At 57.4% G+C, this 15108-nt stretch carries 11 protein-coding genes and 1 pseudogene; 8 read left to right on the top strand and 4 right to left on the bottom strand.

The genetic code is table 11. From position 1 onward, the window contains the following. The first annotated feature begins 10 nt into the window (after nt 1-10). Both ACP7B1_RS23830 and ACP7B1_RS23825 read left to right on the top strand, forming a co-directional pair. The gene (locus tag ACP7B1_RS23830; RefSeq protein WP_346307569.1) at nt 11-1174 is read left to right on the top strand and encodes an efflux RND transporter periplasmic adaptor subunit; all 1164 of its coding nucleotides are present in this window, start codon (nt 11-13) and stop codon (nt 1172-1174) included. Then, nucleotides 1171-4314 (top strand): efflux RND transporter permease subunit, encoded by a 3144-nt coding sequence (locus tag ACP7B1_RS23825; RefSeq protein ID WP_346307570.1) that lies wholly within the window; start codon nt 1171-1173, stop codon nt 4312-4314. Before ACP7B1_RS23830 ends, ACP7B1_RS23825 begins: the two co-directional genes overlap by 4 nt. 50 nt (nt 4315-4364) lie before the next feature. On the opposite strand, the gene ACP7B1_RS23820 is transcribed toward ACP7B1_RS23825, so the two are convergent. Then, on the bottom strand, nt 4365-4817 hold the full coding sequence (locus tag ACP7B1_RS23820) for a DUF3592 domain-containing protein (protein WP_346307571.1): 453 nt from the start codon (nt 4815-4817) through the stop codon (nt 4365-4367). A gap of 85 nt (nt 4818-4902) precedes the next feature. Here ACP7B1_RS23820 and ACP7B1_RS23815 point away from each other — a divergent pair, with 85 nt between their 5' ends. Next, nucleotides 4903-5253, top strand: a complete 351-nt coding sequence (locus tag ACP7B1_RS23815) for a VOC family protein (RefSeq protein ID WP_346307572.1) — start codon at nt 4903-4905, stop codon at nt 5251-5253. 52 nt (nt 5254-5305) lie between these two features. Here ACP7B1_RS23815 and ACP7B1_RS23810 read toward each other — a convergent pair whose 3' ends face one another. After that, nucleotides 5306-6217, bottom strand: coding sequence for a LysR family transcriptional regulator (locus ACP7B1_RS23810; protein ID WP_346307573.1), 912 nt, complete (start codon nt 6215-6217; stop codon nt 5306-5308). Between the two features lie 125 nt (nt 6218-6342). Here ACP7B1_RS23810 and ACP7B1_RS23805 point away from each other — a divergent pair, with 125 nt between their 5' ends. From ACP7B1_RS23805 to repC, 4 genes are all read left to right on the top strand, one after another. Then, entirely contained in the window at nt 6343-7176 is an 834-nt protein-coding gene (locus ACP7B1_RS23805; RefSeq protein ID WP_426137378.1) for an aldo/keto reductase, read from the top strand. A 389-nt stretch (nt 7177-7565) separates the two neighbouring features. Next, nucleotides 7566-8765, top strand: a complete 1200-nt coding sequence (gene repA, locus ACP7B1_RS23800) for a plasmid partitioning protein RepA (protein WP_346307241.1) — start codon at nt 7566-7568, stop codon at nt 8763-8765. Nucleotides 8766-8768: 3 nt separating this feature from the next. Beyond that, nucleotides 8769-9779 carry a plasmid partitioning protein RepB gene (gene repB / locus ACP7B1_RS23795; protein ID WP_346307240.1) on the top strand — a complete coding sequence of 337 codons (1011 nt, stop codon included), beginning with the start codon at nt 8769-8771 and terminating at the stop codon, nt 9777-9779. Nucleotides 9780-9935: 156 nt separating this feature from the next. Continuing rightward, nucleotides 9936-11324 (top strand): plasmid replication protein RepC, encoded by a 1389-nt coding sequence (repC, locus tag ACP7B1_RS23790; protein WP_426137377.1) that lies wholly within the window; start codon nt 9936-9938, stop codon nt 11322-11324. Between the two features lie 573 nt (nt 11325-11897). Here the strand turns inward: repC and ACP7B1_RS23785 are convergent. Further along, nucleotides 11898-12911 carry a methyltransferase gene (locus ACP7B1_RS23785; protein WP_346307969.1) on the bottom strand — a complete coding sequence of 338 codons (1014 nt, stop codon included), beginning with the start codon at nt 12909-12911 and terminating at the stop codon, nt 11898-11900. Nucleotides 12912-13543: 632 nt separating this feature from the next. Between ACP7B1_RS23785 and ACP7B1_RS23780 the strand changes: the two genes are divergently transcribed. Next, complete coding sequence (locus ACP7B1_RS23780; protein ID WP_426137376.1) at nt 13544-14494, top strand: flagellin; 951 nt, start codon at nt 13544-13546, stop codon at nt 14492-14494. 197 nt (nt 14495-14691) lie between these two features. Here the strand turns inward: ACP7B1_RS23780 and ACP7B1_RS23775 are convergent. Next, a pseudogene (locus ACP7B1_RS23775) lies at nt 14692-14990 on the bottom strand (DDE-type integrase/transposase/recombinase); the annotation flags it as partial. Between the last annotated feature and the right edge of the window lie 118 nt (nt 14991-15108).

Raw genomic sequence — 15108 nt, 5'->3', positions numbered from 1 at the left:
GAACCCTCCCATGACTTTGCTCGGTACCCGTTTTTTCAGTCTCGTTTTTTTTGCAGGCGCGACGCTGGCACTCAATTTGCCGGCTAATGCCCAGCAAGCAGGTGGCAAGGCCCCTCCCCCGCCGCAAGTAACGGCGGTTGCCGTTCAACCGGAGGAAGTGGACCTGTCCTACCAATATGCGGCGCGGATAACGGCCTACCGTGATGTGCAGGTGCGTGCCCGCGTCGGCGGTATTCTCCTGAAGCGGAATTTTATCGAAGGTTCGGAAGTGAAAGCCGGCGATCTGCTGTTTGAGATCGATCCAGCGCCTTATGAAGCAGAGCTCGCCCGCGTCCAGGCCCAGCTGCAGCAGGCTCAGGCTCAGTACGCCCAGTCCATACGGGATGCGGATCGGGCGCAGACACTGGTGGATCAGAAAGTGCAGAGTACAGCGGCGCGCGATACGGCAGTATCGACACGGGATCTGAACGCTGCAGCGGTTGCCGCTGCAAAGGCGCAGGTCAGGACAGCAGAACTCAATCTGCAATATACGAAGGTGACTGCGCCTATCAGCGGTGTGACAACACGCGAGCAGGTTTCGGAAGGCAGCCTGATCGGAACAGATGCGGCTTCCAGCTTGCTGACATCGATTACGCAGACCGATCCGGTCTACATCAACTTCTCCTTTACCGATACGGAAGCGGCGGAAATCCGCCGTCTGCTGGATGAGCGCAAAGCCAAGGGGCTCGAAGCCAACAGGCTTGCGGTCAAACTCTCCTTTGGCGACGGGACGGTTTATAATCATCTTGGCACCATCGATTTCACCTCAAGCAGTCTTGATCTGGAAACGGGCACGCTGGGTGTGCGTGCCATCATCGACAATCCGGATCGCCGTCTCCTTCCCGGGCAGTTCGTCCGTGCGACTGTGACGGGCGTGACGGTGAACGATACGATCGTCATTCCCGAAGCGGCCTTGATGCAAGGCCCCAAAGGCCAGTTCGTCTATATCGTGAACAATGAAGGCAAGGCCGAGGTTCGGCCGCTCAATCTTGGTCAGCAGGTCAACAAGGGCTGGATCGTGCTTTCCGGCCTCGCCGCGGGTGACCGTGTGGTCACGGAAGGCGTCATCAAGGTCAAACCGGGACAACTGGTTTCGGCGACTGACAGTGTGAAACAGGCGCTGGTGACCCAATGAACCGGTTCTTCATTGACCGGCCCGTATTCGCGGCCGTCATTTCGATCATCATCGTTCTCGCCGGTATTGTCGCGATAAGGGTGCTCCCGATTGCTCAGTATCCGGAATTGACGCCGCCGCAGGTGGTGGTCAGCGCCAATTATCCGGGCGCCAGCGCTGAAACTATCGCCCAAACCGTTGCATCGCCGCTGGAACAGCAGATCAACGGCGTCGAAAACATGCTCTACATGCAGTCGACCAACTCAGCCAGCGGCCAGATGCAGCTGACCGTGACCTTTGCTTTGGGCACCAATGCGGATCAGGCGACGATCAACGTCAACAATCGTGTGCAGCGCGCGACATCGACACTGCCACAGGACGTGACCCGGCAGGGTGTGACCGTCGCCAAGCGCTCCACATCCATTCTCGGCCTTGTCGCGATGTTTTCCGAGGGCGGCCAGTATGACCGCACCTATATCGGCAATTACGCGCTGCTCAACGTTGTCGACGATCTGAAGCGCATTCCAGGTGTCGGCGACGCGCAGGTTCTCGGCAATCCCAACTACTCCATGCGCATCTGGCTGCGCCCCGACAAGCTGGCACAATACAGTTTGACCCCGACGGATGTGGCAACGGCCATTCGCGAGCAGAATTCCCAGTTCGCCGCAGGCAAATTTGGTGATCAGCCTGATCCCCAGTCCAATGCCTTCACCTATTCCGCCACAACAATGGGTCGCCTGCCTGATGCCAAGGCGTTCGAAAACATCATCCTGCGTTCCTCGCCCAATGCGGCAACCCTGCGGCTGGGTGATGTGGCCCGGGTGGAACTCGGGGCGCAAAGCTACGCGGTGGACAGCAAGCTCAATGGAACGCCGGCTATCCCTATTGCGGTCTATCTGCAGCCGGGCGCCAATGCGCTCAACACGATGGAAGCCGTGCGCAGCCGCATGGATGAGCTGAAAGCCGCCTTCCCCACAGGCATGGACTATTCGATCCCCTACAACACCACCAAATTCATCCAGGCGTCGATCGATGAAGTCGTGACCACCTTCATCGAAGCGATCATTCTCGTCGTGCTGGTGGTCTTCATCTTCCTGCAGAACTGGCGCGCCACGCTTATTCCGGTCATTGCCGTTCCAATCTCGATCATCGGCACATTTGCCGGCATGTACGTGCTTGGCTTCTCCATCAACCTGCTGACGCTGTTCGGTCTCGTGCTGGCGATCGGTATCGTGGTCGACGACGCGATCGTGGTCCTGGAAAACGTCGAACGCATCATGTCGACGGAAAAGCTGCCGCCGCGCGAGGCTGCGATCAAGGCGATGAGCGAGGTCACCGGCCCCGTTGTCGCCATCGTGCTGGTGCTGTGCGCGGTGTTCGTGCCTGTTTCCTTCATGGGCGGGCTTGCCGGCGCCATGTATAAGCAGTTCGCCGTTACCATCGCCATGTCGGTGACCATCTCAGGCATTGTCGCATTGTCGCTGACGCCGGCGCTCTGCGGCCTGATCCTGAAGCCGGGTCATCATGAACCGGCCCTGCCCTTCCGAATCTTCAACCGGGCTTTTGACCGCGTGGCATCAGGCTATACCTCGGGCGTTCGCTTCCTGATCAAACGGGTCGCCATCGGCTTGACGCTGTTTGCCTTCCTGATCGGCGGCACGGCCTATATGTTCTACAAGATACCGGGCTCGCTTGTCCCTGATGAAGACCAGGGTGTTCTTCTCAGCGTTGCGGTCCTGCCGCCTGCGGCTTCCCTGACGCGAACCAAAGCGGCCATGGAACAGTCATCGCAGAATTTGGCGAAACACCCTGCAGCCGAGAACGTCTTTGCCATCGCTGGTTTCGATCTCCTCTCCGGTGGGCAGAAATCCAATGCCGGCACCACCTTCCTCACCTTGAAGGACTGGAGCCAGCGCAAGACGCCGGAACTTGATTCCCGCAATATGGCGGGGCCGATCATGGGGATGAATGCGGGTATCAAGGATGCCATGGTGCTGGCATTCAATCCGCCACCCATTCAGGGATTGAGTACGACGGGCGGTTTCGAACTTTACGTACAGAACCGTACAGGGAGCGACGTGGCCAAGCTCACGGACGCCACAAATAAAATCGTTGAGGCCGCATCCAAGCGCCCCGAACTCACGAGCGTGAGAACGACGTTTGATCCGAATGTGCCGCAGTACCAGCTTGATCTCGATCGCGACAAGGCCAAGGCGCTGAATGTCCCGATCAATTCTGTCTTCGATGCCATGCAGGCGTCATTCGGCAGTCTCTATGTGAATGATTTCACGCTGTATGGCCGCAACTATCAGGTCAACCTGCAGTCGGAAGCGGATTTCCGCCGTACGCCTGATGACCTGCGCCAGGTGTTTGTGCGTGCCAATTCCGGCAGTATGATTCCGCTCAGCGCCCTGGTGACCGTCAAGCGCATTGTTGGTCCGGATCAGCTCGAGCGGTTCAATGCCTTCAGCGCCGCCAAGGTGACCGGCAATCCGGCACCGGGTTATACATCGGGCGATGCCATCAAGGCCATGCAGCAAGTGGCCAAGGAGACGCTACCCGAAGGCTTCCAGATCGCCTGGACCGGTTCATCCTTCCAGGAACTGGCAACGAGCGGTACAGGCTCGCAGGCGATGATTTTCGGCATCATCATGGTGTTCCTGATCCTGGCGGCCCAGTATGAAAAATGGAGCCTGCCGCTGGCGGTTATCATGGCGGTGCCTTTCGCGCTTTTCGGTGCCTTGGCCGCGACCATGCTGCGCGGATTGACCAATGACGTGTACTTCCAGATCGGCATGGTGACGCTGATCGGTCTTGCGGCAAAGAACGCCATTCTGATTGTCGAATTCGCCGTCCTGAAACGCCAGGAAGGCTATACGGCAGCAGAAGCTGCGATTGAGGCTGCACGGCTGCGTTTCCGGCCGATTGTCATGACTTCCCTCGCGTTCATTCTGGGTGTTGTACCGCTGGCCATCAGTTCAGGTGCCGGTTCGGCAAGCCGTCATGCGATCGGTACGGGCGTTATTGGTGGCATGCTGGCGGCGACCTTTATCGCGACATTCTTCATCCCCATGTTCTACCGGCTTATCGCCTGGAAGGACCCGGGTAAAAAGAAATCATCCCTGCCCGATACGCAACCGGCGCCGGCGCCAGCTGAATAGCAGATGAAGCCCCCTCCCCGCTCTGGAACGAGGGGGCTTTCTTTTTCCGGTTAAGATTTTGCTTGCGATGTGTGCTTGTGCCGGAACTTTTGCACGCGAAGATAGAACGCGGTCGTAAAACCTGCAAAGACCACGCAGAGCCCGCTTGTGATCAACACCCCGCCCCACAAGGAGAAGAAATCATTGATCTCGGCGGATTGCGGTTCATCGGGATCATAGAAGACCGTAACGATTTCGTTGCGTGCAAAGGACGGTGGATAGGAAGCACTTGTCGATTTGAATTCGATTTTGGTGCCATCCGCCGTCATGAACTCGACCATGGGCCGAGAAAGAGCAGGTCCCCCGTTCCCTGACGACTCTATCAGCATTTCAACGACGCGCCCTTGAGCCCGTTGCGCGTGAACAATGAAACGGTGTGCGTGTATCGCCAAATAACCTGAAACTCCGAAGAGAATCAGCGTCACGGCGAGAAAAACAGGTTTGGCGATTGTTGAGCCACGCATGGACAGAGTTTTTAATTAACTTGGCGTATAGATCAAGTCTGCGCTGAACGCTAAGAAGGCGGCTGGCGATACGTGGGAGGAAGCGATGGCCGTTCGACGCATAGTGCCAAATCTCAAGGCATCCGATCCTGAACTTGCCAGGAAGTTTTATCAGGAATTGCTCGATCTCGACGTGGTTATGGATCACGGATGGATACTGACATTCGCCTCTGACGTGACGTCCAGGCCGGAAGTAAGTGTGGCAAGCGAAGGCGGTTCAGGCACCCCCCTCCCCTCCCTTTCCATCGAGGTCGATGATGTCGACCTCATCTATCAGCGGGCGAAAACAGCCGGACTGGAGATTCCATACGATATAAGCAATGAGCCATGGGGCGTGCGCCGCTTCTATGTCTGCGATCCCTTCGGAAATATCGTCAATATTCTCTCACATGGATAAAACTGTATTTCGGTTAACCATTTAACTATATGATTTTAAAACAAGATAGTTCTTATACGGTGATGTCCGCAGGGTTACTTTCCACTAGAAAGTCGATGAAGGCGCGAATGCGGGCAGCCATATGCTCATGTCCGGCGAAGACAGCATGGATAAACTCCATGTCTTCCGGATTATAATCATCGAGAACCGGTACGAGTGTACCAGCATCCAGATCCTTCTGCACGTGAAACTGGCCAATGCGCGCCAGTCCCAGTCCCGCAATCGCCAGCTGGCGCACGCTCGATCCGTTATTGGCCTTGAAGTTGCCTTTCACCGCGATGGGGCGGATGCGCTCCTCCCCCGGATAACGGAACGCCCACTCATCCATGCTGCGACGAAAGTTGAACGTCAGGCAATTGTGCTGTGCCAGCTCGTCCGGCGTCTGCGGAACACCGTGTTTGGCCAGATAGTCCGGCGCAGCCACGACCACGCGGCGGCTCTCGCCCAGTTTGCGCGCCTTCAAACCCGAGTCCCGCATGGGGCCGGTGCGGATGGCCACATCGGCGCGCTCTTCGATGATGTCGATGACACCATCCGAGAGTGACAGGTCTAGCTCGACATCAGGATAACGCGCCAGGAAAGCCGGCACCAGGGGAACGATACAGCGCGTCCCGAAACCCACCGACGAGTTGACGCGCAACAGACCGCGAGGAACGGCAGCGCCACCCGAGGTCATCAGCCGTTCCGTTTCCTCGATTTCGGCAATGATACGCACTGCGCGCTGGTGATAGGCCTCGCCTTCCGGCGTCAGCTGCAATGCCCGCGTCGAGCGAACAAGCAGGCGCGTGCCGAGACGCTCCTCGATCCGGGTGATCAGCTTGCTGATTGCAGAGGGCGACAAACCGAGCCGTTCGGCCGCAGCGGTAAAACTACCGCGCTCCACGGCTTCCACGAAAACCTCCATCTCGCCTGCGCGATTGTTCACGGCAAACACCTCGGCCATTCATATGAATTTATTTCACAGACCATAGTATATTTTACTGCATTATAACAGCAATGGGTTTGCGCCATATGTCGGTCAGTAACCGTGGAACAACACAGGAGAATACAATGCATTCCGTTTCAGCCAATGGTGCCTCGATACCCGCTCTGGGTTTTGGCACGTTCCGCATGCCCGGGGCCGATGTTCTGCGCATGGTGCCGCATGCACTCAAACTGGGTTTCCGCCACATCGATACCGCGCAGATCTATGGGAACGAAGCCGAGGTCGGCGAAGGTCTTCTCAGCTCGGGTGTTGCACGCGGTGACGTATTTCTGACAACCAAGGTCTGGGTTGATAATTATCGGCGTGATGCCTTTGTCGCCTCGGTGGAAGAGAGTCTGAAAAAACTGAAAACCGACTACGTAGACCTTCTGCTGCTGCATTGGCCGAACAATATAGTACCGCTTGCCGAACAGATCGGTGCTCTGAACGAAGTGAAGGCGGAGGGCAAAGTGCGCCACATCGGGGTGAGCAATTTCAATACGGCGCTGATGGCCGAAGCAGTGGCACTGACCGATGCACCACTGGTGACCAATCAGGTGGAGTATCATCCCTATCTCGACCAGAAGCCCGTCATCGATGCGGCGCGAAAGGCTGGCCTGTCGGTGACCGGTTATTACGCGATGGCAGACGGCGCTGTCTTTACCGATTCCGTGCTCCAGGATATCGCTGCGCGCGAAGGGAAAACCGTTGCCCAGATTGTGCTGCGCTGGATGGTGCAGCAGAGTGGGGTGATTGCTTTGTCGAAGACCGTGAGCGAGGCGCGTGCGATCGAAAATTTCGAGGTTTTCGACTTTGCTCTCAGTGATGCGGATATGGCGGCGATCCATGGACTTGCGCGCACGGATGGCCGTATCGTCAGCCCGAGTGGCTTGGCTCCGGTATGGGATAAAGTTGCATAAGCAAGGCCACATGCAAAGAAGTTGCCCGTGACGGGATGAAACTGCAATTCACCTCCGTTCTCTTTGCAAGGGGGTGAATTGCAGGATGACTGTTATAATGCAACGAATAGTGATTCCATTTCATTTAGCGAAGGCTAGGGAATCTTGTGATTGTTCGATGTTGTACACGTACAACTCAGCGGCAACGGCGAGCATCTGCCAGTGCGGGAATCGCAGGTAAGCATTCCTGAAATTGGTTGTACGCGTACAACTGCAGTGGCTTCCTGGGCGTCAGCCCACTTAACTGTTGGTTAACCTAAAACAGTTTGCCACAAAAAGAGAATCTCTCCATATTGTAATCAGCGCATATTTTTAAAGATTGGACCAAAATGCGCGGATGAGAGGTTGAGATGCTTGATCAGAACCCGGCAGATGTGACCGCAACGACGTTGCGGTCGTTGATCGCATCTGACGCTGAAGATTTGGCGCGGCAGCTGCAGGCTCATCAATCGCGCATTTTCCCGCCCACGGCGCAAAAGACAATCCGTCTTTTCACGCCGGCCGAGGCCGCAGACTTCATCGGAATTCATGAAGGGTATCTGCGCCAGATCGTGGCGGATGGTCATGGCCCTGCGCCGCAACCCAATGGCCGCAGGCTTTATTCCGTTAACGATCTGGAAGAACTGCGCCGTCTGCTCGATGCTAACGGCAAGAGTGCTGCCAAATATGTGCGGCATCGTCGGGACGGTGAAAAGCTGCAGATCATTTCGATCATGAACTTCAAGGGTGGAAGCGCCAAGACGACGACATCCGCACATTTGGCGCAGTATCTGGCGCTGCGGGGATATCGCGTGCTTGCCATCGACCTTGATCCCCAGGCTTCGCTTTCCGCCATGTTCGGGCACCAGCCGGAACTGGATGTGGATCAGAACGAGACGTTGTACGGCGCCATCCGCTACGGCTCCGACCGCAGGCATATCACCGAAATCGTCCGCGCAACCTATACGCCGAACCTGCACATCATTCCGGGCAATCTGGAATTGATGGAATTCGAGCATGAAACGCCGAAAGTTCTGGCGGACAAGCGCCCCGATACAATGTTTTTCTCGCGTATCGGCGAATGTCTTGCTGATATCGAATCCGCCTATGACGTGGTCATCCTCGATTGCCCGCCACAGCTGGGCTTCCTGTCGCTGTCGGCCCTTTGTGCGGCAACCGCCATCCTGATCACGGTTCATCCGCAAATGCTGGATGTGATGTCGATGTCGCAGTTTCTGCACATGACCAGCGATCTGCTTGCCGTGGTGGAGAATGCCGGCGGCAAGACCGACTATGACTGGATGCGCTATCTGGTGACGCGCTTTGAACCAAATGACGGCCCGCAGAACCAGATGGCAGGCTTCATGCGTTCCATTTTCGGCAATCGCGTTCTTGAGAATGAAATGCTGAAATCCACGGCGATTTCCGATGCCGGCCTGACCAAGCAGACGCTCTACGAAGTGGACCGTTCGCTGTTCACGCGCGGCACCTACGATCGCGCACTGGAAAGCCTGACATTGGTCAATGGTGAAATCGAAGAACTGCTCCGTAGAACGTGGGGAAGGAAGTAACCCATGGCGCGCAAGAACCTGTTTGAAATGACGCCGGATACCGCTGAACCGGAAGCTGCGGCACCTGTCAGGACAACGCTCGGCCGGCCTTTGCTGGGCCTTGATCGTCCATTGCGCCCGGCAAGCCCCGTTGGTGCAATCTCCCAATCGCTGGATGGCATATCCGCCAAGGCGCAGCGCGCGGAAGAAATTGAAAAGCGTCTTGCCGAGGGGCAGGCGATCATCGAGCTCGATCCTTCGCTGGTTGATGCCTCGTTTGTTGTTGATCGTCTTGGCGTTGATGCAGAGGATCAATCCGGTCTGGTCGACCAGATCCGTGAACACGGCCAGCAGGTTCCGATCCTGGTGCGCCCGCACCCTGAAAGGGCAGGGCGGTTTCAGGTTGCCTATGGTCACAGGCGTCTGGCCGCCATCAAGGAGATCGGCGGGACGGTCAAAGCTGTTGTACGCGATCTCACGGACGAGCAACTGATCGTCTCGCAGGGCCAGGAAAACAACGCCCGCACGGACCTGTCGTTCATTGAACGGTGCTATTTTGCGGCGAAGCTGGAAACCAAGGGGTTTGGCCGCGAGACGATCATGTCGTCACTGGGCGTGGATAAAGCGGCACTGTCACGGATGATCGCCCTGGTAAGGCGTGTGCCATCACCATTGATCGAAGCGATCGGCCCGGCTCCGTCTTTTGGGCGGCAACGGTGGGCAGAAATCGCTGATATGGTCGAGGACAGGGCCAAGCGTATGCGGGCCCTCAAGCACGTTGAAGATGCGGATTTTCTCGCAGCCAGGAGCGATGCCCGCTTTCAGATTATCTTTGATCTCCTCAAGATCAGCAAAGACAAGCCGCGTGTGACGGCCTGGACTGCGCCTGACGGAACATCTCCGGCGAAGATCAAGGAGACCGATACGGCGCTTAATATAGCTTTCGACAAACGGAGTGGCGCGCAATTCGGTGCTTTTGTCGAGCGCAAGCTGCTGACTTTGTTTGAAGAGTTCCGGAAGGAAACAGGAGACTAGACACCGCAAAAGAAAAAAGCTCCCGAACGTTGCCGTCGCGGAAGCCCTTCTCACAGTGTGGTAACTTGAGAATCGCATTTCCGGGAATCAGTGTCAAGACATTTTGGCGTCGTTTGGGCGGATGGATTTCTTTTGCCTATTGAAAGGTAGAAGACGATGCAGTCGGGGAATGTATTCACGACGCCCTTCGGGCGGCGATCGCTGTCGCTTGGCATGCTGGCGACGCAGGCGCAGGCCAGCGACGTCGATCCAGAGGCTTCGGTCGACAAATGGAAGCTGTTTCGCTCCTTATGCGAGGCGCGGGCGCTGATCGGGATTTCCGACCGGGCGCTGGTGGTTTTGAACGCGCTGCTGACGTTCTATCCGCAGAACGCGCTCAGCGAGGCGGACGGCCTGGTGGTGTTTCCGTCCAATGCGCAACTGTCGCTGCGCGCGCACGGCATGGCGCCGGCAACGCTGCGCCGGCATTTGAGCGCGCTGGTGGAAACCGGCCTGATTTTCCGCAAGGACAGCCCCAACGGCAAGCGCTATGCGCGCAAAGCCCGGGCAGGGGTGACGGGGGCAGGGGAGGGCGGCGAGGCCTTTGGCTTCTCGCTGGCACCATTGGTGGTGCGGGCGCAGGAGTTCGACACCATGGCAGAGAAGGTGCGGGCCGCGCGGCTGCAGCTGAAGCTGATGAAGGAGAAGGTGACGCTGTTGCGCCGCGACATCGTCAAGCTGATTGAGCTCGGCTTTGAGGAAATGCCAGACATCGACTGGAACGGCCACCACACGGCGTTTCGCGCTGTGCTTGATGATATTCCCCGCCAGGCAACGATCCGCGATCTGGAGCCGATTGTCGACGGTCTGGAATGCATCCAGCTGGAGATCTCCAAGTTGTTGCAGGATAAGCTGAATTTGACACAAACAAGCGCCAAAGAGTCTCATTCTGAGCGTCACAAACAAATTTCAAATACCCAATCCACTTCTGATCTTGAACCTGGCTTTAGAAAAGACCAAGGCCAAGCCGACACGCACAACCACAACGGCGATCTGCCGAGCGAACCGCAGCAAGAGCAGGGGGAAGACCAGACAGCGGAAAACCTGGGCAGGGGCCCGGACCGGAGGATGCAGGAGGCCGCCGGGCTGCCGGCAGATATGTCCGGCCGCAGCGTCGATCTTTCCGGGCTGGGCACGGAGCCCTTCGAGGCAAAGCCGGTTCCGCTCGGGCTGGTGCGCCAGGCCTGTCCGGATATTGCCGCCTATGCCAAAAACGGCCTTGCCAGCTGGGCCGAACTGATGGGTGCGGCCATTGTCGTGCGCTCCATGCTCGGCGTCAGCCCGTCCGCCTATGAGGAGGCCTGTGCGGTGCTCGGCCAGGAAAACGCCGCCATTGCCATGGCCTGCATCCTGCAAAGGGCCGATCAGATCAATTCGGCCGGCGGTTATCTGCGATCCCTCACCGACAAGGCGGCCAAGGGCGAATTCTCCGTCTGGCCGATGCTGCTGGCCCAGCTCAGGGCTAATGGCACCCATGTCAGACTGGTCAAGGAGCAGCTGGAATGACGCCGATGCCACGCGCCAACCACACCGTTTCGCGGGCGAAACCACCCGGAAAAACCCCTGCAAATCCAGCATGTACAAACTCGAAAGACGCAAGAAAACGAACAGTTATATATGCCGATAAGGCTCAACCTAGCCTTGGACAATACCGAAATAGCTCAAGATAGAGACCACCTGGATGCATGATCACGCAAACTGCATTCAATATTTCACGACTAGATTAGTAAGGTTGATTTGTGTCTGGAAAGAGGAAACTAACGTGGATGTAGGTGCATAATCGGGTACAATTGTTAATGAAAACAATGAGCGGAACGCCTAGGATCACTAGGACGCCCGATGCCAAGAATTGTTAGTGGGACAGATTGTATGACACTGCCGGTTCGTTGGGCAACGTCGCTGAATGCGGCCAAGCCGGCGTCCAGTTGCTGTGCGGTGGCAGCCCGCTTGGTATCTCTTCATCGAGAGCGTTGTTCAAATCAAGAGCGAAGCGGCGGCATCGACCATGTCGGCGCCAGGCGATCGACATTGCATCCTTGGTCAATCTTGCGGAACACCGGCCGCTGTCGTGGTTTCCGCTCAGTCGGGCTTGAGGCCTATCACCATAGAGTCCGGCCCCTGCAACGGTTCGACGCGCGTGGCCACGAAACCGGCGTCGCGCATCCAGGCCTGGCAGTCGCCGCCGGTGTAGTCGAACCCGCCGCGGGTTTCGATCAGCATGTTCAGGCTCATCAGGAGGCCGAAAGCGTTCAAGCGGCGCTCGTCATCGATGACGGCATCGTAGACGATCACGGCCCCACCGTTCGGCAGCGCGGCAAAGGCCTTTTCCAGTAGCATCCTCTTCTCGGCGAGATCCCAGTCGTGCAGGATGTGCCCCATCAAGATCACATCCGCATTTGGCATCGGGCCGTCAAAGAAGTTGCCGCTTTGGAAGCGGATACGGTCAGCGAGACCCTGCCGGGCGACGAACTCGTCAAATATCGGCCGCACGGCGGGCAGGTCGAAGCCGATGGCCTGAAGATGCGGATGCGCTTGCGCGATCACCACCGGCACCATTCCCTGCGCCGCGCCGACATCGACGAAGGTCGTGTATTTCGACCAGTCGAACCGGGTGGCGATCGCCTGCGCAGCACCGGCGCTGATCCCGCTCATCGCCTCGAGGAACCCGCGGAGGCGCGCCGGCTCCGCATAGATCGCGGCGAAGAAGTCTTCGCTGTGCTTGGCTTCATTCTGCGGCTCCCCGGTGCGCAGGGCTTCGGTCAGCGAGCCCCAGAAACCGTAGAGCCGGGCATTGGCCATTTCGAGCATGCCGCCGATATAGGAGGGCTTGCCTTTGTCAAGAAAGAGATCTGTATCAGGGGCATTGCGATAGCGGCCGTCCTCGCGTTCGAGCAGCTTCAGGGCCACTAGGGTGTCGAAGAAGTCGCGGGCCGAGCGTGGATGCAGTTGCAGCCTGGCCCGCAAGTCGGGCAGGTTGGCCGGGCCGGCTGCGAGCGCGGTGAAGACGCCGAGCTCGACCGCGCTGAGCATGGCTTTGGAGGCCCAGAACCCCATGCCGAGCTGCATGATGTTGTCCGGCGTCGTTTCGCCCATCGTACGTCTCCTCCTGGATCGCATCGTCGAACGGTAATTTGGGATTGATGCGGAAACCGAAGCGGTCCGGCTTGGCAAGCCCAGTCCCATCTCGTCTCGTCGAGGCACCCTGCAAGGGAAAAATAGAGCGCTTTGCGATGTCCGGCAATTAATCAATAAGCACTACGTGAGCAAGCGAATGCCCGTGCATCCGACGAGCTATGCCTCGCCCACTTGCCGCCGTGTCTGTCATGTGCCGCAGTTGCGAACAGGCCCAATAGGCCCGAAGCTGCGAAAACGGCCAACTCGGAGAACACAACCAGACGAGCCAGAAACTCCTGTCTTCAATAACCAAACTGGTCTCAAATCATCTGATGACGGACACCGGGCCCCATGAGAAACTCCCGCAGCATTACAAATTCGCCAGTTGGCGCCACAGGTATTCTGGTCGGCACTCTGATCCGATCGTTTTCGCAACCATGATGAAAATTAATCCTGCCATTATTGAAACCGTAATGTAACCGCAATAATCCTGGCGCACTCCTGCTCGTCATAACAGGTGACCGCGTCGGTTACAGGCATCATGCCGCTCTGTTATGTCGGTTCTGATCCGACCTGTCCCCATCCATGTATCTTTTATAGGGGCTTTTTCCATGGCCAGCATTCTTACCAACGCGTCAGCAATGACCGCGCTTCAGACACTTACTGCAACCGGCAAAAACCTTGCCACCACTCAGAACCGCATTGCAACGGGCCTGAAGATCTCCGAAGCTTCCGACAACGCCGCTTACTGGTCGATCGCCACGACAATGCGTTCGGATAATGGTGCCAACTCGGTTATCCATGACGCTCTCGGTCTCGGCAGCTCCAAGATCGATACTGCCTATTCCGCAATGAACAAGGCCATTGATTCGGTAAACACCATCAAGAACCTGGTTCTGGCTTCCAAGAATGCCAGCGCTCAAGACCGCGCCAAGAACCAGCTGCTGATCAACTCGGCTATCGGTGCCCTGAAGGAAAACGCAGGCGCTTCCTACGCCGGTTCCAACCTGCTCACCACTGACCAGGCTGTCGACGCTGCTCCTGCAACGGCAAACTTCAGCACGATCGCTTCCTACAGCCGCGACTCGACCGGCAAGGTAACGACCGGTTCGATCGACGTTGCGCTTGCCAATACCCGTCTTATCGACGCGGGCGGCACCCCTGCAACGAAGACCGGCATTCTCGACAAGCAGTTTGCCGTTACCAACGCCGCAACCACACCTGTCACCACGCAGACCTCGATCCTGACGGTCGACGTTTCCGCTGCTACCGTCGACAACACGGCGCTTGACGGCATGCTGACCGGTATCGAAGCTGCTGCCAAGGGCCTGGCTTCCGGTGCTTCGCAGCTCGGTGCTGCCAAGACCCGTATCGACAGCCAGAAGTCGTTCATCAGCGCGCTTTCGGATGCCGTTGATCGTGGTATCGGCACGCTGGTCGATGCTGACATGAACAAGGAATCGGCTCGTCTGTCGGCTCTGCAGGTTCAGCAGCAGCTCGGCGTTCAGGCGCTGTCGATTGCCAATGCAAGCAACCAGACCATCCAGCAGCTGTTCCGCTAAGGATGACGATCCTTCGGGATCGGTACTGAATTGGGCCACGCCTCGTGCGTGGCCTTTTTCTTTCCGGCTCATCCCTCCCGAGCAAGCTAGGCGGATTTTCAGATAAAGTTCCACGCTATAGATCTCCTAGCCCCCTGCTTTCGTCGCAAGAGGAAAATTGGTGGCCGGTTTTTACTGTTCTGATGGGGTGGACGTCCTCCCCGACGGCCTCGATGTGCCAGAATGGATCGTTCCCTTTTTCTTAACGGAAGGTGGGAATTCTGGCGCGGTTCTTGAGCCCCTTGTGCGAGCGGTGTTCAATGGCAGGCATGATCTGTCGCTTCGCTGCACCATAGGATCGCAGTTTATCGGTGATGATGCGCTTGGGAGGCATGCCCTGCTGTGTCAACAGACGCATCAGCAATTGCTTGGCAGCCTTGGTATTGCGCCGGGTCTGCGTGATCTCGTCGAGGACTTAACCGTCCTGATCAACGGGGCGCCACAGATAATGTTTCTTGGGGCTCCGTGGGCATTTCTACATTAATACACGCTAAGGGAATTTGAAGTTGTTTGGATTGAAGCGGTTAGCCCGGATTGGCCTGAAGCGTTCGAGGGGTCGGTCAATTTCGTTCCAG

The organism is Phyllobacterium sp. SL163 (genome assembly GCF_049896885.1).
Lineage (GTDB): Bacteria > Pseudomonadota > Alphaproteobacteria > Rhizobiales > Rhizobiaceae > Phyllobacterium > Phyllobacterium calauticae.
This window is presented reverse-complemented; position numbering and strand designations above follow the sequence as displayed.